24 protein-coding genes and 3 pseudogenes are annotated in these 25,113 nt (G+C 72.1%); 6 read left to right on the top strand and 21 right to left on the bottom strand.

All coding sequences use genetic code 11. The features are described 5' to 3' along the window. The first annotated feature begins 56 nt into the window (after positions 1-56). The 3 genes from J7462_RS19235 (at position 57) to J7462_RS19225 (ending at position 1,913) form a co-directional block, all read left to right on the top strand. Positions 57-488: an OsmC family protein gene (locus J7462_RS19235; RefSeq protein ID WP_208565107.1), complete on the top strand. Its 432-nt coding sequence runs from the start codon at positions 57-59 to the stop codon at positions 486-488. A gap of 211 nt (positions 489-699) precedes the next feature. Next, positions 700-1,044: a metallopeptidase family protein gene (locus tag J7462_RS19230; protein ID WP_208565790.1), complete on the top strand. Its 345-nt coding sequence runs from the start codon at positions 700-702 to the stop codon at positions 1,042-1,044. 149 nt (positions 1,045-1,193) lie between these two features. Continuing rightward, a complete protein-coding gene (locus J7462_RS19225; protein ID WP_208565106.1) occupies positions 1,194-1,913 on the top strand; it encodes an AIM24 family protein in 720 nt (239 codons plus the stop codon). 79 nt (positions 1,914-1,992) lie between these two features. Here J7462_RS19225 and pheA read toward each other — a convergent pair. The 4 genes and pseudogenes from pheA to J7462_RS19205 all read right to left on the bottom strand — a co-directional run bounded on the left by pheA (position 1,993) and on the right by J7462_RS19205 (position 4,953). Next, positions 1,993-2,947, bottom strand: a pseudogene (pheA, locus tag J7462_RS19220) (prephenate dehydratase). Between the two features lie 10 nt (positions 2,948-2,957). After that, on the bottom strand, positions 2,958-3,527 hold the full coding sequence (locus J7462_RS19215) for a hypothetical protein (protein WP_219465317.1): 570 nt from the start codon (positions 3,525-3,527) through the stop codon (positions 2,958-2,960). A gap of 50 nt (positions 3,528-3,577) precedes the next feature. Further along, the gene (locus J7462_RS19210; RefSeq protein WP_208565103.1) at positions 3,578-4,039 is read right to left on the bottom strand and encodes a hypothetical protein; all 462 of its coding nucleotides are present in this window, start codon (positions 4,037-4,039) and stop codon (positions 3,578-3,580) included. Between the two features lie 176 nt (positions 4,040-4,215). Then, complete coding sequence (locus tag J7462_RS19205; protein WP_219465316.1) at positions 4,216-4,953, bottom strand: hypothetical protein; 738 nt, start codon at positions 4,951-4,953, stop codon at positions 4,216-4,218. Between the two features lie 164 nt (positions 4,954-5,117). Here J7462_RS19205 and J7462_RS19200 point away from each other — a divergent pair, with 164 nt between their 5' ends. After that, a complete protein-coding gene (locus J7462_RS19200) occupies positions 5,118-6,335 on the top strand; it encodes an arginine deiminase (protein WP_208565101.1) in 1,218 nt (405 codons plus the stop codon). A gap of 50 nt (positions 6,336-6,385) precedes the next feature. On the opposite strand, the gene J7462_RS19195 is transcribed toward J7462_RS19200, so the two are convergent. The 12 genes and pseudogenes from J7462_RS19195 to J7462_RS19140 form a co-directional block, all read right to left on the bottom strand. Next, the gene (locus J7462_RS19195; RefSeq protein WP_219465315.1) at positions 6,386-7,267 is read right to left on the bottom strand and encodes a DUF5926 family protein; all 882 of its coding nucleotides are present in this window, start codon (positions 7,265-7,267) and stop codon (positions 6,386-6,388) included. A gap of 163 nt (positions 7,268-7,430) precedes the next feature. Beyond that, entirely contained in the window at positions 7,431-7,844 is a 414-nt protein-coding gene (locus J7462_RS19190; protein ID WP_307799007.1) for an ATP-binding protein, read from the bottom strand. 94 nt (positions 7,845-7,938) lie between these two features. Then, positions 7,939-9,396 (bottom strand): ATP-binding protein, encoded by a 1,458-nt coding sequence (locus tag J7462_RS19185; protein ID WP_219465312.1) that lies wholly within the window; start codon positions 9,394-9,396, stop codon positions 7,939-7,941. 135 nt (positions 9,397-9,531) lie between these two features. After that, a complete protein-coding gene (locus J7462_RS19180; RefSeq protein WP_208565097.1) occupies positions 9,532-10,323 on the bottom strand; it encodes a glycerophosphodiester phosphodiesterase family protein in 792 nt (263 codons plus the stop codon). 10 nt (positions 10,324-10,333) lie between these two features. Then, positions 10,334-10,669 (bottom strand): rhodanese-like domain-containing protein, encoded by a 336-nt coding sequence (locus J7462_RS19175; RefSeq protein WP_208565789.1) that lies wholly within the window; start codon positions 10,667-10,669, stop codon positions 10,334-10,336. Between the two features lie 193 nt (positions 10,670-10,862). Then, complete coding sequence (locus J7462_RS19170; protein ID WP_208565096.1) at positions 10,863-11,804, bottom strand: LCP family protein; 942 nt, start codon at positions 11,802-11,804, stop codon at positions 10,863-10,865. A gap of 196 nt (positions 11,805-12,000) precedes the next feature. Continuing rightward, a complete protein-coding gene (locus J7462_RS19165; RefSeq protein ID WP_208565095.1) occupies positions 12,001-13,209 on the bottom strand; it encodes an LCP family protein in 1,209 nt (402 codons plus the stop codon). A gap of 250 nt (positions 13,210-13,459) precedes the next feature. Beyond that, positions 13,460-14,692, bottom strand: coding sequence for an LCP family protein (locus tag J7462_RS19160; RefSeq protein WP_219465310.1), 1,233 nt, complete (start codon positions 14,690-14,692; stop codon positions 13,460-13,462). A gap of 77 nt (positions 14,693-14,769) precedes the next feature. Then, a complete protein-coding gene (locus tag J7462_RS19155; RefSeq protein ID WP_219465308.1) occupies positions 14,770-15,747 on the bottom strand; it encodes an NAD-dependent epimerase/dehydratase family protein in 978 nt (325 codons plus the stop codon). Positions 15,748-15,932: 185 nt separating this feature from the next. Continuing rightward, positions 15,933-17,606 carry a cation acetate symporter gene (locus tag J7462_RS19150; RefSeq protein ID WP_219465307.1) on the bottom strand — a complete coding sequence of 558 codons (1,674 nt, stop codon included), beginning with the start codon at positions 17,604-17,606 and terminating at the stop codon, positions 15,933-15,935. After that, a complete protein-coding gene (locus J7462_RS19145; protein ID WP_219465305.1) occupies positions 17,584-17,955 on the bottom strand; it encodes a DUF485 domain-containing protein in 372 nt (123 codons plus the stop codon). Before J7462_RS19145 ends, J7462_RS19150 begins: the two co-directional genes overlap by 23 nt. A 333-nt stretch (positions 17,956-18,288) precedes the next feature. Further along, a pseudogene (locus J7462_RS19140) lies at positions 18,289-18,822 on the bottom strand (flavin reductase family protein); the annotation flags it as partial. Between J7462_RS19140 and J7462_RS19135 the strand changes: the two are divergent. Beyond that, on the top strand, positions 18,708-19,556 hold the full coding sequence (locus J7462_RS19135; RefSeq protein ID WP_308290952.1) for a DUF5753 domain-containing protein: 849 nt from the start codon (positions 18,708-18,710) through the stop codon (positions 19,554-19,556). The pseudogene J7462_RS19140 and the gene J7462_RS19135 overlap by 115 nt on opposite strands. Next, a complete protein-coding gene (locus tag J7462_RS19130) occupies positions 19,553-19,753 on the top strand; it encodes a DUF397 domain-containing protein (RefSeq protein WP_219465302.1) in 201 nt (66 codons plus the stop codon). The genes J7462_RS19135 and J7462_RS19130 overlap by 4 nt, the downstream gene beginning before the upstream one ends. A gap of 13 nt (positions 19,754-19,766) precedes the next feature. Here J7462_RS19130 and J7462_RS19125 read toward each other — a convergent pair whose 3' ends face one another. The 5 genes and pseudogenes from J7462_RS19125 to J7462_RS19105 form a co-directional block, all read right to left on the bottom strand. Next, positions 19,767-20,285, bottom strand: a complete 519-nt coding sequence (locus J7462_RS19125) for an SRPBCC family protein (RefSeq protein ID WP_219465301.1) — start codon at positions 20,283-20,285, stop codon at positions 19,767-19,769. Further along, positions 20,285-21,973, bottom strand: a complete 1,689-nt coding sequence (locus tag J7462_RS19120) for an ABC transporter permease (protein ID WP_219465300.1) — start codon at positions 21,971-21,973, stop codon at positions 20,285-20,287. Before J7462_RS19120 ends, J7462_RS19125 begins: the two co-directional genes overlap by 1 nt. Beyond that, a complete protein-coding gene (locus J7462_RS19115) occupies positions 21,958-22,722 on the bottom strand; it encodes an ABC transporter ATP-binding protein (RefSeq protein ID WP_208565085.1) in 765 nt (254 codons plus the stop codon). Before J7462_RS19115 ends, J7462_RS19120 begins: the two co-directional genes overlap by 16 nt. 157 nt (positions 22,723-22,879) lie before the next feature. After that, positions 22,880-24,519, bottom strand: a pseudogene (locus tag J7462_RS19110) (cation acetate symporter). Position 24,520: 1 nt separating this feature from the next. Continuing rightward, positions 24,521-24,949 (bottom strand): hypothetical protein, encoded by a 429-nt coding sequence (locus J7462_RS19105; protein ID WP_374197537.1) that lies wholly within the window; start codon positions 24,947-24,949, stop codon positions 24,521-24,523. Positions 24,950-25,113 lie beyond the last annotated feature (164 nt).

Genomic DNA, 25,113 nt, shown 5'->3' with positions numbered 1-25,113 from the left:
GAGCGCCCGCCCCCGGAAGGTCGGCAGTGCGGTGCGGGTTCGACTAGCGTTCGGGTATGCCTATCCGTACCGCATCCGCACGTTGGCAGGGCAACCTCACCGAGGGCGCCGGGACCGTCCGCACCGGCAAGGGTGGCCTGGAGGGGAACTACTCCTTCAAGTCGCGCTTCGAGGAGGGCGAGGGGACCAATCCCGAGGAGCTGATCGGGGCCGCCCACGCGGGCTGCTTCTCGATGGCGCTCTCCAAGCAGCTCGCCGACGCCGGCCTGTCCGACACCTCGGTGGAGACCACCGCCAAGGTGCACTTCGACAAGACCGACGCGGGGATGACCGTCACCCGGATCGACCTGGAGACCGTCGGTCAGGCCCCGGGCCTGGACGAGGCCCAGTTCACCAAGCTGGCCCAGGCCGCCAAGGAGGGCTGCCCGATCTCCCGGCTGCTCTCCCCCGGCGCGCAGATCAGCCTCACCGCCCGCCTCGCCTCCTGACCCCGAGCCCCGGCCCCACCCCGCCCTGGGGTGGGGCCGGGGCCCACCCTCGATCCCGGTCGTCGTGGTATCCGGGCGATTCGTCGCCCCGGTGAGCAGGATCGAGCGAGATCACGGTGTGGTGGTTCGAGGCGCTCCCGGTGGGCGGTCCGAGCGTGGGTGATCGGGCCGGTGGGTGGGCGGCGGGTCGGGCACAATGGGTGAGGTGCCCGTGGAGATGAGCCGTGAACGCTTCGAGGAGCTGGTCGGCGAGGCCCTCGACGAGGTGCCCGAGGAGCTGCTCCGGTTGATGAGCAACGTGGTCATCCTGGTCGAGGACGACCCGCCCGCCGGTGAGAACCTGCTCGGCCTCTACGAGGGGCACGCGCTGACCGAGCGCGGCTGGAGCTACTCGGGTGTGCTGCCCGACCGGATCTTCATCTACCGTCGGCCGATCCTGCACATCTGCGCCACCGAGGACGACGTGGTCGACGAGGTGGCGGTGACGGTGGTGCACGAGATCGCCCACCACTTCGGCATCGACGACGAGCGGTTGCACGCGTTGGGTTGGGGCTGAGCCCGCCACCCGCTGCTCCGGCCGGTCACCTCCGCACAGGTGACCGGTTCGGTGCGTGGAGCCGGGCTTGTGCTCCACCCGGCCGATGCGGCTGTTGCGGGGGCTGCCTACCGTGGGGCGAGCACACCCCCAATCAGGAGGAAAACCCAATGCGCAGCGCGCTGTTCTCCGCGGAGAACCTGGAGAAGGAGTCCGCCCAGCCCGGCATGCGGCTGCAGAACTCCAAGATGCTCAAGATCGAACTCAACGGTGAGGCGATGGCCCGGGTCGGGTCCATGGTCGCCTACCAGGGGCAGGTGCAGTTCCAGGCGCTCGGCTCGGGCGGCATCGGCAAGTTCATCAAGCAGCGGCTCACCGGCGAGGGAGTGCCGCTGATGAAGCTCAGCGGCCACGGCGACGTCTTCCTCGCCGAGCTGGCCAAGGACGTGCACATCATCGACCTGGAGCCGGGCGACGCCCTGTCGATCAACGGGTCCAGCGTGCTGGCCTTCGACTCCAGCCTGTCGTACGACATCAAGATGGTCGGCGGCGCGGGGATGGCCTCGTCGGGCCTGTTCAACTGCGTGTTCAGCGGCCACGGCCGGATCGCCATCACCACCAAGGGCACCCCGGTCGTGCTCAACGTCGACGCCCCCACCTACGTCGACCCGCAGGCCGCCGTCTGCTGGTCGGCCAACCTCCAGACCGGCTACCACCGCGCCGAGCAGCTCGGCCTGGGCACCCTGCTCGGCCGCAGCACCGGTGAGGCGTTCACCATGAGCTTCGCCGGCCAGGGCTTCGTCGTGGTCCAGCCGTCGGAGGAGCCGCCGGTCCAGGGCAGCGGCGGCCAGCAGCAGCAACAGGGCCTGCTCGGCGGCCTGCTCAGCTGACCTTCGCCGAGATGGGGGCGGTCCCGGCCGGGACCACCCCCATCCGTCTGCGTGCCGTCGGGCGCTGCGGCAGGCGGGGTCAGCTCAGTTCGCCGGAGCGCAGCCGCGCCAGCCAGGCCGCCGCGTCGGTGTAGTCGGCGTCCGACAGGCCGGCCGGTGCCGGGACCGGCCGGTCACCCACCGCGTCGGTCCAGCGGTGCCGGGGGTACGACCCGAGGAAGCGCACCTCGGCGCAGACCCGACGCAGCCCCTGCAACGCCTCACCGAGCCGGGCGTCCGCCACGTGACCGGTGCAGTCGAGGAAGAAGACGTACCGACCGAGCGCCTCACCGGTGGGGCGGGACTCGATCCGGGTCAGGTTGACCCCCCGGACGGCCAGCTCCATCAGCACCGACAGCAGGGCGCCCACCCGGTCGTGGGCGATGTAGACGGCCAGCGAGGTGAGGTCGTCGCCGGTGGGCGGCGGGGCGGGCCGGGCGGGACAGCAGGGCGAAGCGGGTCACCGCGTCCGGGTGGTCGGCGATCTTGTCGGCGAGCAGCGTCAAGCGGTGCCGGGCCGCCCCGATCGGGGCGCAGATCGCCGCGTCGAACTCGCCGTTGGCCGCGCCGGCCGCCGCCGCGCCGTTGGAGAGCACGTCGATCACCGTGGCGTCGGGTAGGTGGGCGCGTAGCCAGTTGCGGCACTGGGTGGACGCCTGCGGGTGGGCGGCCACGCTGCGCACCCCGGCGAGTTCGGTGCCGGGGCGCGCGCCGAGCACGAACTCCACCGACAGGATCACCTCCCGGGTGATCACCAGCGGGCCTCCCTCGGCCAGCTCGTCCAGCGTCACCCCGACCGCGCCGCCGATCGAGTTCTCCATCGGCACCAGCGCCGCGTCCGCCTCGCCGGCCCGGACGCTCTCCAGTGCCTCGCCGACACTGCGGGCGGGCGTACGACTGCCGTGCTCGGCGGCCGGGACGGTACGCAACGCCTGTTCGGCGAAGGTGCCCTCCGGGCCCAGGTAGACGTATCGGGTCGGCGGTGTTCCGGGCATGTCGCCCAGCCTACGCACCCGGTGGCAGCCCGGTCCCGGCGTCGCAGGCCAACGTCCGGATGGCGGACGGTGCGACGGCCTTGACCTCGATCGAGCAGACGTCCGTGCCGGCGGTGACCAGCCGCAGCGCCCCCGGCTCCCCCCGGCTGACCGCCTGGAGCTCCTCGTGCCCGCTGACCGCCAGCACGGTGTAGTGCCAGCCGTCGGCGCAGAGCGGCCCCTCGACTGCCCGCACCGACACGTCGCCCGGCAGCACGTCGCTGCGCAGCAGCCCGATCACCGAGTTGGCGGAGGGCCGGCCGGCGCAGGCCGTGGCGACCGTCGCGGCGGTGGGGGTCGGCTGCGGCGGGGTCGACGGCCGTGTCGGGATCACCGGCAGCGTGGGGGTCACCGGCGGCATGCCGGGCGACGTTGCCGGCGGCGCGCTGACGGCGGGTGTCGGTGGGGCGAGGGGGACCGGTGGCGGGTCTGGCGGCGGTGCGGCGCAGCCGGTGGCCGGCAGCACGGCGAGCAGGGCCACGACGATCCGACCGGTGACCGGCCGGTGGCACGGGGGACGGTGTGCGGGGTCAGGCGGCACGGTCCGATCCTCGGGAGAGTCGCGCGGGGGCGTCGGGACGGGAGAGCCGGTCAGATCGCGGAGAAGAAGGTGAGTGAACCGGCGACCGACCCGTCGGTGAGCATCGGCGTGGAGATCGCGTCGACGGTGGCGTAGGTGGTGTCGTCACCGGCCGGCTGCACCCTCAGCAGCCCCCGGGCGAGTCGACCGGAGTGCAGGGCCAGCAACGGCGGGATCTTGTCGGTCTCCTGCTCGGGCAGCTCGTGCCGGGCGGCGGTGAAGTCGAGCAGCCGCAGGCCCCCTTCGAGCAGCGGCAGGCCGACCACCTCCTCGGGAGCGCCGAGACAGAGCAGCTCGCAGCCGGCGGCGGAGATGGCGACCACCCGGGTGTCGGCGGCGATCAGGAGGCAGGGCTCCTCGGCGTGGGAGACGGTGGCTGACCACTGCCCGACGTTGTCGCCTCCCGGCCCTGTCGGCGTCGTCCGTGCGGCCGGCACGAACACGTCCGAGAGCGAGAGTTCGACGTGGGCCACCGCGCCTCCTAGGTACACCGACGGACTGTCCACGCTAGCCGGTCTTGATGACGGTCGCCGACCGCGCGGGAGCCACCGGCCGCCGGTGGGTGGATCGGGTGCCTTGGTGGGCGGCCGGCGACGGCGCGGACCGGAGATGTCGGGGGGACCGGTGCCGCGGGGCGTCGCCGGTGACGTTACCGGCGACCTGCCGGCTTGTCAGCGGCCGTTCGGCCCTCGTCGTACCACCGGTAGTCGCCGGTGGGACGGTAGGTGCCGTTGTGCCAGGTCTGCGGTGCCTGGGCGACCCGGGACAGCTTCTCGGCGGTGGCCGGGCTGATCCGGTTGCCTCCGGCGACGAGGAGCCGGTCGAGCTCCCGGTGGGTCGCCATCATGCAGTCCTTGGGCAGGCCGTAGACGCTGATGACGCCGGAGCCGACGAAGGTCAGCACCGGCGTCACCGGGATCGGCAGGCCGACCGCTGCGGTGAGGGCCTTGCTCGCCCGCTTGGCGTCCTTGCGGGCCTCGGCCACGTACGGCGGGCGCTTGCCGTTGATCTGCACCACGTCCCCGGCGACCAGCACCCGGGCCCGGCCGTGGTCGGCGATGCTCACCGCGAACAGCCCGCTGGGGCCGATGGCGAGGAACCCGGCGCGTTCGTCCTGGCCGTGGTCGCGCAGGACGTCGGAGACGTCGGTGCGCGGCCACTCGATGACGTGCCAGGCGGGGCCCAGGTGGTCGAGCTGACCGAGCGCCCGCGCCCCGGCGGCCTCCAGCCGGCGGGCGCCACGCTCGGCGCGGCGTCGACGCGCCCACTCCAGTGGGGTGGGACGGGCCGGATCGAGTGCCGCGGACCCGTCGGGACGGGGGTGCGGCACCGCCACGGGCGGCAGTGCCCGGGTGGGTACGGCTCGACGAGCGGGAAAGACAGTCATCGCGACCTCCGGCAAAAGGTCCCTCGAAAGTTATGGTCTCACTACCCTACGTCGCCACTGTGGGGGTACGGCAAGTTGGAACGCCGGAATGAGTGCGGATGAATGCCATATTCATCCGCTGTTCTTCCGCTGAAGATCGTTCATCACTGCCCTACGCTGCGGAGGTGACCCACTACGTGGACAGCGAGGTCGGTCGACTCGGCACGGTGCTGTTGCACCGGCCGGGTCCGGAACTTGCCCGCCTCACCCCCCGCAACAACGACTCGTTGCTCTTCGACGCTATCCCATGGGTCGGCCGGGCCCAGGAGGAGCACGACGCCTTCGCCGCCGAGCTGCGCGGGCGCGGTGTGGAGGTGCTCTACCTCGCCACCCTGCTCGCCGAGACGCTCGCCGTCCCCGAGGCCCGCGCCGAGCTGACCGAGCAGGTGCTCGGTTCGCCCCGGCTGGGCGACACCCTGCGCCGCCGGGTCGCCGACCACCTCGCCTACCTCGACCCCGCCGCGCTCGCCGACGTGCTCACCGCCGGGCTCGCCCACGAGGAGGTACGGATCAGCGCCGAGCGCCCCGGCGGTCTGGTCTGGACGATGATGGACCGGCACGAGTTCGTCATCGACCCGCTGCCCAACCTGCTCTTCACCCGCGACTCGTCACTGTGGATCGGCGACCGGGTCGGGGTCACCAGCCTCGCCATGCCGGCCCGCCGCCGGGAGACCACCCTGACCGACGCGATCTACCGTTACCACCCCCGCTTCGTCGGCACCCGGGCCGTCTACCACCCGGGCCTGGAACACCTCGAAGGCGGCGACGTGCTGCTGCTCGCCCCCGGGGTGCTCGCCGTGGGGGTGGGCGAGCGAACCACCCCCGCCGGTGCCGAGCGGCTGGCCCGGCAGGTCTTCGCCGCCGGCCTGGCGCACACCATGCTGGTGGTGCCGATCGCCCAGGAACGGGCCACCATGCACCTCGACACCGTCTGCACCATGGTCGACGTCGACACGGTGCTGATGTACCCCAACGTGGCCAGCACGCTGTCGGCGTACACGGTGATCGCCGGCCCGGACGGCGAGCCCCGGGTCGACGGCCCCGCGCCGTTCCTACGCGCGGCGGCCGACGCGATGGACCTCGACCAGCTCCGGGTGATCGACACCGGCCTGGACCCGGTGACCGCCGAACGCGAGCAGTGGGACGACGGCAACAACACCCTCGCGCTGGCCCCCCGGCTCTGTGTCGGCTACGAACGCAACGTGGAGACCAACGCCCAGTTGGAGCGCGCCGGCATCGAGGTCATCCCGATCGCCGGTTCGGAGCTGGGCTCCGGCCGGGGCGGCCCGCGCTGCATGTCCTGTCCGCTGGTCCGCGAGCCACTGCGACCGCCCGCCGGCTGACCCGCTGTCCGCCTCCCCCGGCGTCGTCGCCCCGGACCGGTGGGGGTGGCTCAGCGGAGGGTGAGCTGGCGGCCGAGCAGGCCCTGGCGGGCCCGGCGACCGGCGGCGTCCAACGGCTCCTTCTCGGCCAGCGCGTCGGCGTACCGCTTGGCGAACGCGGCGACCGGCTCCTCCCACTCGGCGGCCGGAACGTCCTCCGGCAGGTCCCAGACCGGCGCGAGCCGGCCGTGCGCCCGGAACATGCCGGCGAACTTCGTGCCCTCGCCCAGGGGGAGGGCACCGGCGGCGGAGAGCCGGGAGAGCGCGTCCAACGCGGCGTCCTCGTCGTCGCCGAGCACCCAGCGCACGTGGGCCTTCTCCGGCACCTGACACCAGTAGGCGGCCCGGGCGGCGGCCAGCTTCACGGTCGGATAGATCGCGGCGTTCGCCCGCTCCAGGGACGCCTGCACGGTCGGGTCGTCGGCGGCGCCGGGATCGAGCCAGAACTCGAAACCCTCGTGCATCGTGATGTCCAGCGTGCCGTCGACCAGGATGTCCTGGAGCCGGGGGCCGGGGCCCGGCAACGGCGGCACCGTCACCGCCCCACCCGGCTCGGTACGCAACGCGCAGAGCAGCGCGTCGGCCAGGTCCCGGGAGACGTCACCGGACTGCTGGTGGCGCTGGAGACCGATGAACACCCGACCGTCCGGCTTGGTCATCGCCGGGGCGGCCATCGGCAGCACGGTCGCCAGGGTGACCGGGCGGTCGCCGTGCTCCTCGACGAGGTCCGGGGTGAGTCGCAGCGGTGCCGAGGCGGCCGGTACGAGTTCGCGCAGGGCGATCCACTCCGGTTCGTCCACCAGCCCTTCGAACGGACGGGGGACGAACACGTCCCGGATCTTCTCCCGGCGGGGGGCGGCCTCGGCGCGCTGGTTCTTTCGACGCTTGCTCACGGCGAGACAGCCTAGAGCCCGATCGGCGGCGGTGGGGGCAGGACCCGCCCCGCGCCTGCCGGGTCGCCGGTGCCGCCGACGTCGCCGACGTCGCCGATCCCGACCCGGCTGGTGGAGGGACAGGCGGACCGCGGCTCGGCCGGCGGCCGACGGCGGTGACGGGTCAGCCGGCGGCGATCAGATCCGGGCGGCAGTCGGCCGGGTCGAACTCGGCCCAGACGCTCTGCCCCAGACCGTCCCGGTCGACCCCCCACCGACTGGCCAGGCCGGCGACGATGTGCAGGCCCCGGCCGTCGACCGCGTCCGTGCCGGCGGCCCGCATCCGGGGCCCCACGCCGGCGCCGCCGTCGGTCACCCGGACGGACAGACCCGGACCGGTCGACGTGGGCCGCAGCCGCCAGGCGACCCGGACCACCCCGCCGGGCAGCGGGTCGGCGTGCCGGACCGCGTTGCCGACCAGTTCGGCCAGGACCGCCACCAGGTCGGCGAGGAGCGGCGGGGGCACCAGGCCGGCCAACTCGTCGGCGAGCCGGTGCCGGGCCAGCCGCGCGCCGGTGGCGTGGTGGGGAACCACCACACACCACGAACGCTCGACCCGTCCCGTCGACACCCCGGCTCCTTCTCGACCCGTGCCTGCTGGCGGGGTGGACCACCCCGGGTCCACCGACGGCTCACCCGCGCGGCAGCCGCACCTCTGCGACGGTACCGCCACCATCTCGTGGACGTAGGGATACCCATCCATTCTGCTGTTCAACGATCCGGCGGACGAGATAGAGACCCAACCCGGCCCCGGGATAACCCCGCCGGTCGCCGGACTCGCCCTGCCAGAACCGGTCGAAGGCGCGTTCCACGTGCTCCGGCCGGATGCCCACCCCCCGGTCGGTCACCCGGAACGACACGGTCTGCCCGTCGGCGGCCGCGAACACCTCGATCACGGCGTCCGGAGGTGACCACTTGCCCGCGTTGGTGCACAGCTCGGTCAGCACGGTGGTGAGGCTGTGCCGGTCCCCGAGCGCCTTGGGCAGGTCGACGGGGACGTGCAGGAGCAGGCGGCGGCGCAGGTCACCGGGGAGGTCCAGCACCGCCGCGCGCAACGCCCCGCCGAGGTCGAACGGCACGGCCGGCTCGTCGCCGGGGCGTACGTCGGTGGCTGAGGCGAGCAGCCGGTCGACCAGCCGGGCCAGTTCGTTGGCCCGTTGACCGATCACCCGGGCCGCCTGCCGCCGGTCGTGGTCGGTCAGCGACTCCCAGTGGTCGGTGAGGGTGTCCGCGTACCCCTTGATGACGGTGACCGGGGTACGCAGCTCGTGGCTGGTGACCGCGACGAAGAGGTCCCGGTCGGAGTCCCGGCGCTGCTGGTCGGTGATGTCGCGGAAGGTGACCACCCGCAGCGTGCCCGGGTCGACCAGCTCGCCGGAGGTGATCCGCAGCCACCGCCCGTCGGGTAGTTGGTGGTCGAGCACCTGGCCGGTCGGGGGGAGCGGGAACGGTAGTGGGCGGTTCAGTGCCTCACCGGCGCCGCGGCCGGTGACCTGGGCGGCGGCGGGGTTCCAGAGCCGGACCCGGCCGTCCCGGTCGACCACGGCCAGACCGTCGGCGAGCGCCGCCACGACCGGGCCGTCGCCGTGCACCGGCAGGCCGCTCTGGTCGCCGTACATGTGGGCGATGCAGGAGGCGAGGTAGCCGAGGGTGGCGTGCTGGACCCGGTCCTCGGACTCCTCGCCGTCGGCGTAGAGGGCGTGCAGGCTGCCGACGGTCAGGCCGTTGAGTTCGGCGCGGGCGACGATCATGCGGCGCAGGCCCCGCTCGGCCAGCTCGCCGGCGAGCGGACCGTCGAGGTGGTCCAGCCGGGTCTGCCGGACCCGGGGACCGGTGAGCAGACAGACGGTGGCCGGGTCGGAGGCGGGCAACGGGCGGCCGATGGTCCACTCGGCGCAGCCGCTGGCGGCGATCACCCGTCCCCCGGTCGGGGCGAACTCGACGAAGGCCACGCAGGCCGCGCCGAGCGCGGGTCGGGCTGCCCGCAGCAGCGCGGTGAGCACCGGCAACCCGGCCTCTCCCGAGTTGATCATTTCGATCACCGCGCCGTGGTCGGTGATGAGGTCGGCGAGATCGGTTCGCTCCGGCATGCCCCGAGTGTGCCCGGTGCACCGCCCGTCGGACATCCCCGGGCGGGGGCCGACCCGCCGCTGGGACGCCCGGGCGCGAGCGGGCCGGTCGGGCGACGGGCCGCACCGGTCGGTCGGGTCGGGCGGCGACTGGCCTCACCGGCCGAGCCGGGCCAGGGTGAGGGCGGGGCGGTCGGTGATCACCCCGTCCACCCCCGCGTCGAGGACCAGGTCCAGGTCGGCCGGTTCGTTGACCGTCCAGACGTACACCGGGTGGCCGGCGGCCCGCAGCGCGGGCACCAGCGTCGGGCGGGCCCGGACCAGGCCGATGCCCGGCCCGGCGATCCGGGCCCCGAACGGCAGCCGGCCGAGCGGCAGCCAGCGGGGCAGCACCTCCAGCAGCAGCACCGTCGGCAGCGCCGGGGCCAGCTCACGGACCCGGCGGACGGCCAGGGGGGAGAACGACATCACGGTGACCTGGACCGGGTCGTCGGGGCCCGGTTCGGCTAGCCCGTGCCGCCGCAGCATGGTCACCAACCGGCGCTCGACGTCCCCCCGGTAGCGGGACGGGTGTTTGGTCTCCACCAGCAGCCGGACCGGGCGGCCCGCGTCCCGTACGGCGGTCAGCAGCCGGTCCAGGGTGAGCAGCCGGGTGTGCGCGTCGTCGCCTGCCTCGTCGCCGTCGGCCGGTGTGCACCCGGGATGCCAGGAGCCGAAGTCCAACGCCTCCAGCTCGGCCAGGGTGCGGGCGCTGACCAGACCGTGACCGTTGCTGGTCCGGTTCAACCGCCGGTCGTGTACGCAGACCAGGTGCCCGTCGCGGGTCAGTCGGACGTCGCACTCCAACCCGTCGGCACCCTCGTCGAGGGCCCGTAGGTAGGCCGCCAGGGTGTGTTCGGGGAGGTCGGCCGACGCGCCACGGTGCGCGAAGACCAGTGGATCGCCCATGCTCGGTCGCTCAGATGACCTGGCCGGGTTGCCCGTCCCCGGTGACCACCGGTTTGCCGACGGCCACCCACTGCCGCATCCCGCCGTCGGCGTTGCGCACCTGCTCCCACCCGTTGCCGAGCAGGTAGCCGACCACCTGTGCGGAGCGCCCGCCGGAGCGGCAGATCACCGCCACCTCGCGGTCGGTGGGGACCTCGGCGAGCCGGGCCGGCAGCTCCATCATCGGCACATGGTGGGCGCCGGGCGCGTGGCCCGCCGCCCACTCGTCGTCCTCCCGGACGTCGAGCAGGTAGGTGTCGTCGTCGATCGCGGTCACGGGGACGCTGGGAACCTGGGATCCGAACACGGTCACCAAGCCTAGATCCTCGGTGCCGCCGACGGCACGTCGGCAGCCGGCGTGGCGGCTCCCGGCACCTCGGTGGCTCCCGGGACCCCGGCGGTTCTCGGGATGCCGGTGGCTTCCGGGACCTCGGTGGCTCCAGGGATGCCGGTGGCTCCCGGGGCCCCGGGAGCGCGGGATCCGGTGGTCGGGGTGGTGGTCACAGCCGGTTGACCCAGCGCGGGTTGGCCCGCGACCAGTCGGGCAGCCGGTCGGTGCGGACGGCGTCGAAGAGCCCGCCGCCGCCCTGGTCCAGCACCACGTAGGAGATGCCGTCGATGGTCTGCGGGTAGGACGGCAACTGCACCCCGTGCAGCGCGTCGGCGGGCAGGGAACGCAGCGCGAACACCAGGTCGTCCAGGGGCACCCCGTTGGTGTCGACGGTGAGCGAGCTGCCGACCGCCCGCAGCACCCGGTCCAGTTGCACGGGGTCGCTGCGCAGGTGGGACTGGGCGGCCCGGTCCAGCATCGCCCGCAGCATCTGCTGCTGGTGTCGTTGCCGGTCGTAGTCGCCGTTCGGGAGGTCGTAGCGTTGCCGGGCGTAGTCCAGCGCCCTGGCGCCGTCCATCTGCTGGCAGCCGACCGGGAAGTTCGTCCCGGTGTGGATCGACCGGACCTCGGTGTCGACGCACATCCGGATGCCCCCGAGCAGGTCGATGACCTGGCGGAAGCCGGCGAAGTCGACGAGCGCCGCGCCGTCGAAGCGGATGCCGGTGAGTCGGGTCAGGGTGGCCGAGAGCAGTCGGGTGCCGCCCTCGCCGCCACCGCCGTGCTCGTACGCCGCGTTGATCTTGTCCTGGCCCCCGCCGTAGCCGGCGGCGTCGGGTGGGATCGCGACCAGCAGGTCGCGGGGGACGGAAATCAGGTACGCCTGCCGTAGGCCGGGCGGAACGTGCACGATCAGGATGGTGTCCGACCGCTGGTCCGCCCCGGCTGCGCCGGGGCGTCGGTCGGTGCCGACGATCAGGTAGTTCAGCCCGGTGTCCAGCTCGGTGCGGGCCTGCCGGGCGTCGGGGGAGAGTAGTTGTTCCCGGCTGACCGTCCGGTCGTAGCGGTGGGCGAGCAGCCGTACCCCGACGACGGCGAGCCCGGCGAGCAGCACCAGGGTCAGGCCGACGCCGAGCAGGATCCGCGACCAGCGTGTCCCGCGCCGGGCGGGAGGCGGTGTGCCCCGCCCCCGAACGGATCGCGCTGACCTGGCCGTGACGCCCTCCCGTGGCCGAAACGTGAGTGTTTCTCACGTCAGGCTACGGTGGGACCACGGGTCCCCGGGCCGGTTCGCCGGGACTACCGGCGGGTCACTTCCGGGTGGACAGCACGCTCGGGTTGGCGTAGACGAACTCGGCCAGCTTGTCTTCCTTGATCGCCTGGAACATGTCCAGCGTCTGCTGGCTGAGCGCCTCACGGTTGTTGGCGTTGCCGTTGAATGTGCCACCGTTGGTGCGCAGCATGGTCAACTCGTTGGCGGTGACCCCGCGCATGGTGAAGACCAGGTCGGCGACCGGCACCCCGCCGGTGTCCAGGATGAACGCCTTGCCGGCCGCCTTGATCAGCTGGTTGACCTTGACCGGGTTGGTCATCATGCCCTTGTCGGTGGCCTTGCGGGCCATCGCCTTGATCAGCTGCTGCTGGTTCTGCTGGCGGTCGTAGTCGCTGTTGGGCAGGCCGTAACGCTGCCGCGAGTAGTCGAGCGCCTGGAGGCCGTTCATCTCCCGGCAGCCCTTCTTGTAGACCACCGGGGTCATCGGCCGGCCGGTCTTCTTGGCGTCGGCGTTCCACATCTGCTTGCCGTCGACCATCATCATGTGGTGCGACTTCACCTCGTGGCTGACGCAGATGCGCACCGTGCCGAGGGTGTCGATGACGTTCTTGAAGCCACCGAAGTTGATGATCGCGGCACCGTCGAAGCTGACTCCGGTCATGTTCTTGATGGTCTGGGCCATCAGCTGCGCGCCGCCCTCCCAGCCGCCGCCGTTGCGCGCGCCGGCCTGGAACGCCGCGTTGATCTTGTCGGTGCCGCCCTTGAACCCGCTCTTCTTGAACGCGGGGATCTGTGCCTCGGTGTCGCGGGGGATCGAGATCAGGTACGCCTGGTCGTGGCTGGCCGGGATGTGCAGCACGATGATGCTGTCCGACCGGACGTCGTCGGCGGCCCAGCGCTCCCGGGCGTCCACGCCGAGCAGCAGCATGTCGATCGGGCCGTCCAGGTTGGCGCCGCCCTCCGCCTCGGTCTTCCCCGCCCCGCCGAGCAGGTTGCGCTGGGCGATGTTGCCGGTGGCCTGGCTGATCAGCGCCTTGCTGCCGACGATCGCGATGCCGCTGGTCACCATCAGCACCGCGCCGAAGATGACGGTCAGCCGCGCCCAGAGCGGGTCCTTGCGCCGGGTGCGCTTGCGGGCCGTGCCGGAGGGCCGACCGCCGCGACCGCCCGGTGACGGGACGGCGGCCGACGCCCGGTAGGGGTCGGCGTTCAGCGACGAAGGGCGGGGGCTGGTCTGAACCGGCATGCATGCTCCAGCTCGCGTGATCGGGGGGCGGGACCACTTTACGTACCGCTTCCCGTCAAGGCGAGGTCGTCACACGCACAAATCCCAGACAACCCGACCTTTTCCTCCGCGATTTGTCCGAACGGATGAATCGATGAGACCGGACGGCTGTTGGCTTTTGATGATCAAGCCTTCGGTAAAGACCTCTGATGACGCTCGTCGAAATCTGCCCGACATCCGGGGTCGGGCCGACCCCGGATGCCGGGCCGGCTCAGTTCCCGTTGCCCGGCGTGTCCGCCTTCTTGTCGGCGGCCACCCAGTCCGCCATCGTGTCGGCGGACATCGCCTTGTACATCGCCAGCGCCTTCTCCCGGTCCGACACCACCACCGACTCGCCGTTGATGGTGTCGCTGCCGGTGTTCGGGCTGGTGAGGAAGGTCAGGTTCTCCCCGCGCAGGTTGCGGAACTGGATCGCCATGTCGCCGAGGGAGAAGTCGTTGTCGACGGTCACCGCGGCGGTCACCGACTGGAGGAACGCGTTCAGCTTCTTGGGGTTGGTCAGCGTGCCCGTGCTCGCCGCCTTGTCCATCAGCGCCCGCAGGAACTCCTGCTGGTGGCGCATCCGGGCGAAGTCGCCCTGGGGGAACTGCTTGCGCTGGCGGATCCAGTCCAGGGCCGTCGCGCCGTCCATGTGCATGGTGCCCTTGGTGAACTTCCGGTACGGCTTGTGGATCGAGGTGATGCTCCGCTCCACCTTCAGGTCGACCCCGCCGAGCGCGTCGGTGACCTCCTTGAAGCCGCCGAAGTCGATCGCCATCACGTTGTCGATCCGGACGTCGGTGAAGCACTCCACGGTGCGTACCGCCAGCGGCAGGCCACCGAAGGCGAAGGCAGCGTTGATCTTGGCACGCCGACCGGAGTCGCAGGCCGCGCCCGCGCTCTCGGGGATCGGCACGTACAGGTCACGCGGGACGGAGACCAGGTAGGCCGACTTGTGGTCGGCCGGGATGTGCATGACGATCAGCGTGTCCGCCCGCCACTCGCCCGGCTTGTCGACCGCCGCGTCCGGGTCCCGCGAGTCGGTGCCGACCAGCAGGATGTTGAGCGCCCCGTCGACCGCCTTCGCCGGCCGCCCACCGGTGATCTCCGAGAACGGGTCGGTGCGGGCCAGGTCCTCGTTGAGGTTACGGGTGTAGAACCAGGCCCCGATCCCGCCGAGCAGCGCCACCACCAGCACCGTCACGCCGGCCACCAGGGCCATCCGCCCCCAGCGCGGGCGCGGCCCACGCCGGCCGTAGTTCCCCGGCCCGCCCGGCCCCGAGGGTGTGCCGGGGCCACCCGGCCCGCCCGACCGGGGCTGACTCTCCTGGTGCGAGGGGTACCACTGCGCGTCGGACTGGCGGGTGCGCCCGGTGGCGCCCCGGTCGGAGCCGGGCACCGAGGCACGGCCCGCGCTGCGGTGCAGGTACGGGAGCGAGGCGCCGGCTGACGAGGTCGCTGACATGCGTTTCAGCGTACGTAGGCGGGTCGAGCGTTCGCTGAATGTGAAGCCTCCCGAGCGCCCCGCGTGGCGTGGGAGAGCTACCCTAGCCGGCTGCGGAAATGGTCGATGGTGCGTCGCAGGCCCTCGTCGGGCGACACCTGCGGCTGGTATCCCAGCAGGTCCCGGGCGAGGGTCAGGTCGGGGCGGCGCATCTCCGGATCGTCCGAGCTGCGAGTGACGTAGGTCACCTGTGACGTACTGCCGGAGAGTGACGCGATCGTCTCGGCGAGTTGCCGCATGGTCAGCTCGTGTTCGGTGCCGCAGTTGATCGGGCCGGTCTGCGTCGAGTCGAGCAGCAGCAGGATGCCGCGCACCAGATCGTCGACGTAACAGATCGACCGGGTCTGCTCACCCGTGCCGTGCACGGTGATCGGCTCGCCACGCAACGCCTGGGAGATGAACGTCGGGATGGCCCGGCCGTCGTCCGGCCGCATCCGGGGGCCGTACGTGTTGAAGATCCGGACGATCGCCGCGTCCAGCCCCCGACTGCGGTGGTACGCCATCGTGGCCGCCTCGGAGAACCGCTTCGCCTCGTCGTAGACGCTGCGCACCCCGATCGGGTTGACGTTGCCCCAGTAGGTCTCCCGCTGCGGGTGCTCCTTCGGGTCCCCGTACGCCTCGGAGGTGGAGGCCATCAGGAACCGGGCGTCGTCGGTGACCGCGCGGTCGAGCAGGTGCAGGGTGCCCACCGAGCCGACCCGGAGGATCTCCACCGGCAGCTTCGCGAAGTCCGTCGGGCTGGCCGGGGAGGCCATGTGCAGGATCGCGTCGAACCGCTGGGCCAGGGCCGGGTGGTGGCTGGGCAGACCCTCGGAGATGTCCGCCTCGACCAGGGTGAACCGCGGGTGCTCCGCGAGGTGCGCGACGTTGTCCTTGGAGCCGGTGACGAAGTTGTCCAGCGCGACGACCGTGCACCCGCGCTCGATCAGGGCGTCCACCAGGTGCGACGGGACGAACCCGGCACCGCCGGTGACGAGGACGCGGTGACCGCTACCGAACCGCTGGGCAACCTTCATGGCGGTCAGCCTACTCAGCGCGACCGCCGCAGGTCATTTCGACCTGGGTGACGCCCGTGCCCCGTACCCTGCCCGTCTCTGCCCCGGGGCCTGCCACGACGCGGCCGTCGGGGTCGGCGGGCCCCGGGCGACGGCGGAGGCCCCCGCCGCGATCGCTCGCGGCGGGGCCTCGTGGTGCCGGTTGCTCAGTGCGCACCCGCGCCGGTGAGGGCACGCACCTCCAACTCGGCGTACTTGTCCTCGTCGTGCTCCTTGGAGATGACCGTGCCGATCCAGCCGCAGAGGAACCCGAACGGGATGGACAGCAGGCCCGGGTTGGACAGCGGGAACCACTGCCAGTCGTGCTCCGGGAACATCGAGGTCGGTGCGCCGGAGACGACCGGCGAGAAGAACACCAGGAACACGGCCGAGATCAGGCCGCCGTAGATCGCCCAGACCGCGCCCGAGGTGTTGAACCGCTTCCAGAACAGGCTGTAGAGGATCGCCGGCAGGTTGCCCGAGGCGGCCACCGCGAACGCCAACGCCACCAGGAAGGCCACGTTGAGGCTCTGCGCGAAGATCGACAGGGCGATCGAGACCGCGCCGATGACCAGGGCCGAGATCCGGGCCACCCGGACCTCCTGGCGTTCGGAGGTCTGCCCCTTCTTGATCACGTTGGCGTAGAAGTCGTGCGCCAGGCTGGACGACGAGGCCAGGGTCAGGCCGGCGACCACCGCCAGGATGGTGGCGAACGCGACCGCCGCGATGATCGCCAACAGGGTCGCCCCGCCCAGGTTGCCGCCGAGGAAGGTCTTGCCCAACTCCTCGGCGAGCTGCGGCGCGGCCGTGTTGCCGGCCTTGTCCTGCGCGACGATCGCCTTGCCGCCGACCAGCGCCGCCGCGCCGAAGCCCAGCGCCAGCGTCAACAGATAGAAGGTGCCGATGATGCCGATCGCCCAGAGCACGCTCTTGCGGGCCGCCTTGGCGGTCGGCACGGTGTAGAAGCGGATCAGGATGTGCGGCAGGCCGGCGGTGCCGAGCACCAGGGCGATGCCCAGCGACAGCAGATCCATCTTGTTATAGAAGGTCTGCGTCGAGTTGCCGGCCACCTCGACGCCGTAGCGGAGCCCGGGTTCGAGGAACGCGCTGCCCTTGCCCGACGTGGCGGCGGCGTCACCGAGCAGCGCCGACAGGTTGAAGTTGTACTTGGCCAGCACCAGCACGGTCATCACCAGCGCGCCGGTCATCAGCAGGAACGCCTTGACGATCTGGACGTAGGTGGTGCCCTTCATACCACCCACGGTCACATAGATGATCATCAGGGCGCCGACCATGATGATGGTGGCGATCTTGGCGGTGTCGGCGTCCATGCCGAGGAACGTGGTGCCCGGCTTGATCCCCAGCAGCAGCGCGACCAGGGCGCCCGCCCCGACCATCTGGGCCAGCAGATAGAAGATCGACACCGTGATGGTGGAGACCGCCGCCGCCGTACGCACCGGGCGCTGACGCATCCGGAACGCCAGCACGTCGGCCATCGTGTAGCGGCCCGAGTTGCGCAGCAGCTCCGCCACCAGCAGCAACGCCACCAGCCAGGCGACCAGGAAGCCGATCGAGTAGAGGAAGCCGTCGTAGCCGTACAGCGCGATGATGCCGGCGATGCCGAGGAACGACGCGGCCGACATGTAGTCGCCGCCGATCGCCATGCCGTTCTGGAAACCGGAGAACGACCGGCCGCCGGCATAGAAGTCGGTGGCCGTCTTGGTCTGCCGACTGGCCCAGATCGTGATCGCCAGGGTCACCGCCACGAAGACCAGGAACAGCGTGATGGTCAGGTTGCGGGCGGTGCCGCCACCCGCCTCAACCGCGAGGACCGTGTTCATGGGTCACCTCCCCGATCTCGGCGCGGATGCGGTCGGCGGTCGGGTCGAGCTTGCGGTCGGCGTACCGCGAGTAGAGCCAGGCGATGAGGAACGTCGAGACGAACTGGAGCAGCCCGAAGATCAGCGCCACGTTGATGTTGCTGCCGAAGAGCTTCGTGCCCATGAAGTCCCGCGCGTAGGCGGAGAGGATCACGTAGAGCGCGTACCACAGGAAGAACGTGACGGTCATCGGGAAGACGAAGCTGCGCAGCGCGCGGCGCAACCCGACGAACTCGTCCGACCGTTGTACGGCCAGATAACGCTCCGCCGCCGACTCGGCCGGGGCGGGCGTGGGTGTGTCCGTGGACATCTGTGGATCACCACCTTCACAGGCATCGGGAGTTTCGCGCACCGTAGAGAGCGGCCTGCCTGCGAGAAAAGGTGCAGATCGATCCCGGCAGTCCCCTGCGCCGAACGGTCCCCCACCTGCGCCCAGTGACCCACGTCACCCCGCTCACCGGCCCCTGCCGCCCGCTTCCCGCCGCCCGCCCCGACCCGCCCCGCGCCCGGGACCATGACCCCGCCCCGCCGGCCGCCCTGGCCCCGCCCGGCCGGCCATGATCCACTCTCTTGGGTCGATATAGCAGTATCCGCCGGCCAGGAAGCCGCTATATCGGTGACATTGCGACGCCACCCCGCCCGGTCAGGGGAGTTGGTGGTAGCGGCCCCGGTGGTGCAGGAGGGGCGGGGTGTCGGTCAGGATCTCGACCGTTTCGACGGTGGCCTCGACGAGCAGCGCCCAGCCGTACTCCCGGGCGGTGTCCAGGCGGCAGCCGGCCCAGCTCCCGGCGTCGGCGGGCACCGGCCCGTAGGGCGTGTCGGTCCACGTGTCGGTGGCGAACAGGCCGCCCGGCGAGGGGAAGAGCCCGGCGAACCGGTCGGCGAGCTGCCGGTGGGACGGCCCGAGTGGGGCCACCGCGAACCGGCCGGCCTCCTCGATCGCCGCCCAGAGGTCGGCCTCGGGGTCGATCAGGCCGAGCAGCCGGTCCGGCTCCCCCTCGGCGACCAGGGTGGACGACACGGTCAGCCCGGCCGGGCCGGGTGCGGTCCAGAGCGTCACCGGTGCGGCGAGCCGTCCCCGCAGCCGACGGGCCGGCGAGCGTTGCCCGGTCGGCACCGCGAACGGGTCGGTGTGGTGGATCTCGGCACCCGGTTCTGGATTCACGTGAAACATTGTGGCCCCCGCCCAGTCCCGCGTTGCCAGGTCGGGGCGAGAGACGGCCTCGCTTTCATGATCGTCCACGGGTAAACGACTACGACACGCCGGTTCGGTGCCGCTCACGCGTAGACGATCGTCGGACCTTCCCGCCGACCGGGCGCGCGCCCAGAGACCAGGAGGGGGAGCGGGCACCGTCATGGTTCCTGCCCTGGCAGAGCTACGAGGCTCAGGCAACCCGGCTGCGCAACTTCGAGCCGTGTCTGGTGCCCGGGCTGCTCCAGACGGAGGACTACGCGCGGGCCGTCTTCTCGGCCGGCGGGCTCCAGCGCGACGAGCGGGTGGAGGAACTCCTCGCGCTCCGGATGAGCCGACAGGCGGTACTGGGGCGGGACGACCCACCCGAGTGTGTCTTCGTCATCGACGAGAGCGCACTGCGGCGGTCGATCGGTGGGCCGGCGGTGATGGACCGGCAGCTCGGACGGCTACTGGAGGCTGCTGAGCTGCCTCATGTGCGGCTCCATGTGCTGCCGCTCGATGCCGGTGCGCACGTCTCGCTGGGCGGTGGGTTCGTGCTGGCGGAACTGCCCGGGAGCGAGCAGGTCCTGTGTCTGGACAACACCGCCCGAGGGCAGATCGCGGACCATCCGGAGTGGATTCGACTGATGCTACGCAAGTGGGAGAGCCTGCTGGGTGAGGCGCTCGCCGAGCGCGCCTCACTCGACCTGATCAACAAGCTGAAGGTGACGCCATGACCCCTGACAAGCCGCGCTGGCGGACCTCGTCGCGTTCCGACGACTCCGGCAACTGTGTCGAGGTGGCGGACAATCTGCCCGGGGTGGTGCTGGTCCGGGACAGCAAGGACCGCGCTGGCCCGACGCTCCACTTCACCCCCGACACCTGGCGTTCCTTCGTCGGCACCGTCAGGGTCGGCCGTACCCGCCGCCCGTGACGGCGGTGCGGCGCTAGGGCGTACCCGTGCCGGTGGGTGGAGGGTCGACGGACAGGGTGGCACGGGCGGCGGCCAGCACCTGCGGGTCGGCGCAACCGGCCGCGTAACCGGCGATCCGGCGGCGGATGTCCCGGGTGAGCAGCCAGACGCCGACCCGGTCGGCGACCGGGCGCAGGAACGCCGGCCGGCAACGGAAGCTGTACCGCCAGGTGGCGACTGTGTGGCCCGGCTCGGGTGCCGGTGCGAACCGCCAGCCACCGGCGAACATCTCGAAGAACCACGGGCCGCGCACCATCTTCATCCCCACGTTCGTCGGCGGGGCGAAGGAGACGTACTCGCTGATCATCACGAGGCCGTGCCGGGACCGGGTGAAGGTGCGCACGCCTTTGCCGGGGCGGGTGGCACCGTCGACGAAGTGCTGTTCGCGGACGAACGGGTCCCACCGGTAGCGCACCGGCGCGACGGTCTGCGACACCGCGAACGCCACCTCCGGCGGGACCGCGACGGTGGTGACCGCCTCGACGACCGGCATCAGCGGCGGGGGGTGACGGTCGACAGCAACTCCGGCATCCGGCGGTCCAGCACGTCCCCGGCCAGGTACGCCCCGAGCAGCGCCGCCCCCACCCCGTACGCCGCGCCGACCGGCAGGGCCAGCCAGAGCCAGACGTCGCCGAGCAGCCCGGCGGCCACCACCATCGGTACGGCGGCAGCCGCCGAGCCGACCATGGACAGCAGGGTGAGCATGCTCTTGGCGACCCCGGAACCGCCGTTCATCGCGAACGGGTTGCTCGTCTCCGGCAGCGAGTACGCCCCGAGCACCGAGATGAACCCGTTGATCGCCAACCCCACCCCGTACGAGGCGAGCAGTGCGCCCGCCGCCACCCCGAACCATTCCGGCCGGCCGAGCACCCCGCTGATGATCAGGGAGACGAGACCGAGCATCGGCAGCACGTACACGGAGAAGGCGGTCATCCGGGCGCGCAGCTCCAGCCGACCCGGGACCCCGGCCACGACGTTCGCCGCGTAGGCGCTGCCGTCGAAGCCGAACTGGTTGGCCAGGGTCACCGAGGCGAGCACGCCGACGAAGATCATCGAGATGCTGAGCAGTACCGGCGACGGGTCCCCGGTGGATTCGAAGCCCTCCTGGCCGACGGCGAAGCCCGCGCCACCGAGGTTGACCATCACCGGGACGAAGATCCCGACCACGGCGATGGTGATCAGGTTGGCCCGTCGTCGGGCGTCGCGCCACCAGTAGCGGCACTCGCGGGCCACCAGCGCGCCGAACCGGTCCCGGCGGGCCCAGCCGACCGCGCGGGGGAAGAGTTGGGCGATCGCGCCGCCGGTCGGTGCCTGGCGGGTCTTGGTCGGGGCGGCGCTCGCCGCGCCGACCATCGCCGACTCCAGCGACCGGGACCACCAGAGCAGCAGCGCCCCGATGGTCACCGCGGTGATCAGCAGCTTGACGGGCACCGCCCAGGCCCGGCCCTCGGCCACGTCCAGGCCGATCGTCCAGGGTGCGCCGAACGGGGTCCAGCCGACGATCCGGGCCACCCCGACGAGCCGGTCCCAGTCGGCGGTGCGTACGGCGGCCAGCACCACGAGCTGCAACGGGCCGAGCAGCGCGGCGACCACGGCGAGCAGCACGGCGGCCAGGTCACGGACCCGGCGGGACCGCAGCATGGTGGCGAACGCACTGGTCACCGCGCGGCTGGCGGCGACGCAGAGCAGCACCCCGGCGACCACGCCGACGGCGGCGACGACGCCGGCCGCCGCGCCGCCGAGCAGCGCGGCGCTGACCACCAGCCCGGCGACCGCGACCAGCACCGCGAACACCGGCACGCTGATCAGCGCCGCCGCGAACAGGCCGGTGACCAGGGTGCGGCGGGACAGCGGCAGCAGGGCGAACCGGGCCGGGTCGAGGGTCTCGTCGACACCGAAGAAGACCAGTGGCAGCAGCAGCCAGCCGAGGACGAGCACCCCGCCACCGAACGCCGCCGCCATCACCGCGTAGCGGGGTTCGTCGGCGAAGCCGGGGGCGGCGAACATCAGGAAACCGCCGGCCGCGAACCAGAGCCCGACCACCACCCCGACCACGAAGAGCGCGATCCGCCAGCCCTGGCCCCGGAAGTTGTTGCCCATCACCCGCAGCTTGAGCCGGACGAAGTGGCGCGGGGAGACCGGGCGGACCCGCTCGGCGGGTGTGCTCACCGGGACAGCCACGCCAGCTCCTCACCGGTAGCGGTCCGGCCGCCGACGACCTCGACGAAGACGTCCTCCAGGGAACGCTCGCCACGCACCTCGGCGAGGGTGCCGACCCGCTTGATGGTGCCGTCGGCGAGGATCGCCACGTGCGAGCAGAGCCGCTCGACGACCTCCATCACGTGGCTGGAGAAGACGACGGTCCCGCCGCCGACCACGTACCGGTGCAAGATGTCGCGGATCAGCGCCGCCGACACCGGGTCGACCGCCTCGAACGGCTCGTCGAGCACCAGCAGCCGGGGGCCGTGCAGCAGCGCGCAGGCCAGGCCGATCTTCTTCTTCATGCCGGCGGAGTAGTCGACGACCAGGGTCCGGCCGGCGTCGGTGAGGGCCAGCACGTCGAGCAGCTCCGCCGCCCGCTGGTCGACCACCGCCGGGTCCATCCCGCGCAGCAGCCCGTGGTACGCCAGCAGCTCCGCGCCGGTGAGCCGGTCGAACAGCCGGACGCCGTCGGGCATGACGCCGAGCAGCCGTTTCGCCTCGACCGGGTCACCCCAGACGTCGTGCCCGAGCACCCACGCGTTGCCGTGGTCGGGTCGGAGCAGTCCGACGGCCATCGACAGGGTGGTGGTCTTGCCGGCGCCGTTGGGGCCGAGGAGGCCGTAGAACGAGCCGGCGGGGACGGCCAGGTCCACCCCGGCGACCGCCACCTTGCCGTCGAACTGCTTGGCCAGGCCGCGGAGTGCCAGCGCAGGGTGTTCACCAGTCATGTGTCGACCGTATCCGGGCCGGGCGAGTGGCTGCTCCCGCCGGGGGACGATCCGGGCTCATCCCCGAGACGGACGGTCGCGCACGGTGAAGGATCCGAGACGTGACGTGACCGCCCCGTCGATCCTGGCATGGCCCCGGACGACCGGGACGAAACGGTCAGGAGCGCAGTGACTCGGGCGTGTGCAGGCGGAGCATGGTGGCCCCGACGTCGACGGGGGTGCGACGGCGGGTCGCCATCGACACGGCGATCATCACGGTGAAGGCGAGCGGCACCGTCCAGGCGGCCGGTTGGGTGGTGAGGGTGGCCGGCCAGCCGGACAACGGGGGGCCGAGCACGGTGACCAGCACCGCGCCGATCGCCGCCCCGCCGCCGACCAGCACCCCGGCCGCCGCACCGAGGTCGGTCAGGCCGCGCCACCAGATGCCGAGCACCAGCAGCGGGCAGAAGCTGGACGCGGCGACGGCGAAGGCCAGCCCGACCACCTGGGAGACGTCCAGCCCGGAGACGTTCAGCGCGAGCACCGCCGGCACTCCGCCGGCGATCACCGTGGCCAGCCGGAAGCCGCGTACCGAGCCGCGTCCCAGCACGTCGGTGGAGATCACCCCGGCGACGCTGGTGAGCAACCCGGACGAGGTGGACAGGAAGGCGGCGAACGCCCCGGCGGCGACCAGAGCGGCAAGCAGCCGCCCGGTGACGCCGCTACCGAGCGCCGCCTCGGGAAGCAGCACCACCACCGCGTCGGTCTGCCCGCTGACCAGCAGTTGCGGGGTGTAGATCCGGCCGAGCACGCCGTAGAGGGTGGGTAGCAGATAGAAGACGCCGACCAGCGCCAGCACCACCAGGGTGGTCCGCCGGGCCGACGCGCCGTCGGGGTTGGTGTAGAAGCGCACCAGCACGTGGGGCAGTCCCATGGTGCCGAGGAAGGTCGCCAGGATCAGCGAGTAGGTGGCGAACAGCCCCCGGTCGTCGTCCCCGGCGGCGCTGGGCAGCAGCCAGTCGGCCGCCCGGTGGCGGCCCCGGACACCTCGGGCACCGGGTCACCGGCGGCGAAGCTCAGCTCGTCGCCGGGGCGTACCTCCCGGATGGTGCCGTCGGGGAAGGTGAGGGCCGCGCGGTGCTCGACCACGACGGTGGTCGCGGTGCGGAACGCCGGCCCGTCGGGCGGGGTCACCGCCGGGCGGGCGTCGGCCTGCCACTGGAGGGCCAGGAAGATCGCGGGTACGGCGAGCGCGGTCAGCTTCAGCCAGTACTGGAAGGCCTGGACGAAGGTGATCGCGCGCATTCCGCCGAACGCCACGTTGGTGGTGACCACCGCCGCGACCAGCAGCGCCCCCACCGGGTAGGGCGAGCCTGCCACCGTGGCCAGCGTCAGCCCGGCGCCCTGCAACTGCGGCACCAGGTAGAGCCAGCCGATGAAGATGACGAACACGGTGGCGAGGGTGCGCAGCCGGCGGGAACCGAGCCGCAGCTCGCAGAAGTCGGGCAGGGTGAACGCCCCGGAGCGGCGCAGCGGCGCGGCGACGAAGAGCAGCAGCGCCAGGTAGCCGGCGGCGAAACCGACCGGGTACCAGAGCACGTCGACGCCGTACTTGAGGATCAGCCCGGCGATGCCGAGGAAGCTCGCCGCCGACAGGTACTCCCCGCCGATCGCGGCGGCGTTCCAGGTCGGACTGACCGTCCGGGACGCCACCAGGAAGTCGGAGGTGGTCCGGGCCAGGCGCAGGCCGTAGAAGCCGATACCGACGGTGACCAGGGTGACCGCGACGATCGCCGGGACGACGTACCCGTTGCCCATCTCAGCGTTCCGGCCGCTGGACGAGGTCGACGAAGTCCTGTTCGTTGCGTTCGGCGAGCCACACGTACGCCCAGCCGACGGCGATGAGGAACGGGAAGGAGACCACCCCGAGCAGCAGCCAGGGCAGGTTGACCCCGAGCACGGTGACCCGGCCGACCGGGGGTGCGATGGCGAACAGCCAGGGCAGCCCGCCCAGCCCGACCAGCACCAGCAGGCTCAGTCGCAGGGCGAGGGTGAGTTGCGCCCGGACCAGGCCCCGCACCAGCGCCTCACCGACCCGGGTCTGTTGGGCCAGTTCGGTGCGGGTGTGGTCGGCCCGGGTGTCCCGGCGGGAGACGCCGGCCAGCACGATCCGTACCCGCCCGGTCGGCCGGGCGGCCGGTGGCCCGGGGTCCCGGGGTGTCGGTTCGGGCTCGTGGTGGGCGGTCACCCGGGCAGTCTCGCGGGCCCGGCCCGAATGTCAAGTGTCGTCCACCGGGGGGTGTGGACAACCTGTGGACAAGGCGGCCATCCTGTGGACGACAGCGGCGGGCCGAGGATGCCGGTGGCATTTCGTGTGATTCGTCCTCACCGGAACGTCACCGGGCGGTCATC

The organism is Micromonospora sp. RL09-050-HVF-A, from assembly GCF_019374995.1.
GTDB lineage: Bacteria > Actinomycetota > Actinomycetes > Mycobacteriales > Micromonosporaceae > Micromonospora > Micromonospora antibiotica.
The sequence above is the reverse complement of the archived record's forward strand: the minus strand, read 5'-3'. Positions and strand labels throughout refer to the sequence as shown.

Coding starts and splice junctions, on each gene's coding strand:
- J7462_RS19155 (WP_219465308.1), bottom strand. CDS start 15,747: ATGAAGGTTGCCCAGCGGTTCGGTAGCGGTCACCGCGTCCTCGTCACC.
- J7462_RS19185 (WP_219465312.1), bottom strand. CDS start 9,396: ATGCCGGAGCGAACCGATCTCGCCGACCTCATCACCGACCACGGCGCG.
- J7462_RS19115 (WP_208565085.1), bottom strand. CDS start 22,722: ATGACTGGTGAACACCCTGCGCTGGCACTCCGCGGCCTGGCCAAGCAG.
- J7462_RS19180 (WP_208565097.1), bottom strand. CDS start 10,323: ATGGGCGATCCACTGGTCTTCGCGCACCGTGGCGCGTCGGCCGACCTC.
- J7462_RS19130 (WP_219465302.1), top strand. CDS start 19,553: ATGACCCCTGACAAGCCGCGCTGGCGGACCTCGTCGCGTTCCGACGAC.
- J7462_RS19145 (WP_219465305.1), bottom strand. CDS start 17,955: ATGTCCACGGACACACCCACGCCCGCCCCGGCCGAGTCGGCGGCGGAG.
- J7462_RS19235 (WP_208565107.1), top strand. CDS start 57: ATGCCTATCCGTACCGCATCCGCACGTTGGCAGGGCAACCTCACCGAG.
- J7462_RS19165 (WP_208565095.1), bottom strand. CDS start 13,209: ATGCCGGTTCAGACCAGCCCCCGCCCTTCGTCGCTGAACGCCGACCCC.
- J7462_RS19150 (WP_219465307.1), bottom strand. CDS start 17,606: ATGAACACGGTCCTCGCGGTTGAGGCGGGTGGCGGCACCGCCCGCAAC.
- J7462_RS19225 (WP_208565106.1), top strand. CDS start 1,194: ATGCGCAGCGCGCTGTTCTCCGCGGAGAACCTGGAGAAGGAGTCCGCC.
- J7462_RS19125 (WP_219465301.1), bottom strand. CDS start 20,285: ATGCCGGTCGTCGAGGCGGTCACCACCGTCGCGGTCCCGCCGGAGGTG.
- J7462_RS19205 (WP_219465316.1), bottom strand. CDS start 4,953: ATGACTGTCTTTCCCGCTCGTCGAGCCGTACCCACCCGGGCACTGCCG.
- J7462_RS19160 (WP_219465310.1), bottom strand. CDS start 14,692: ATGTCAGCGACCTCGTCAGCCGGCGCCTCGCTCCCGTACCTGCACCGC.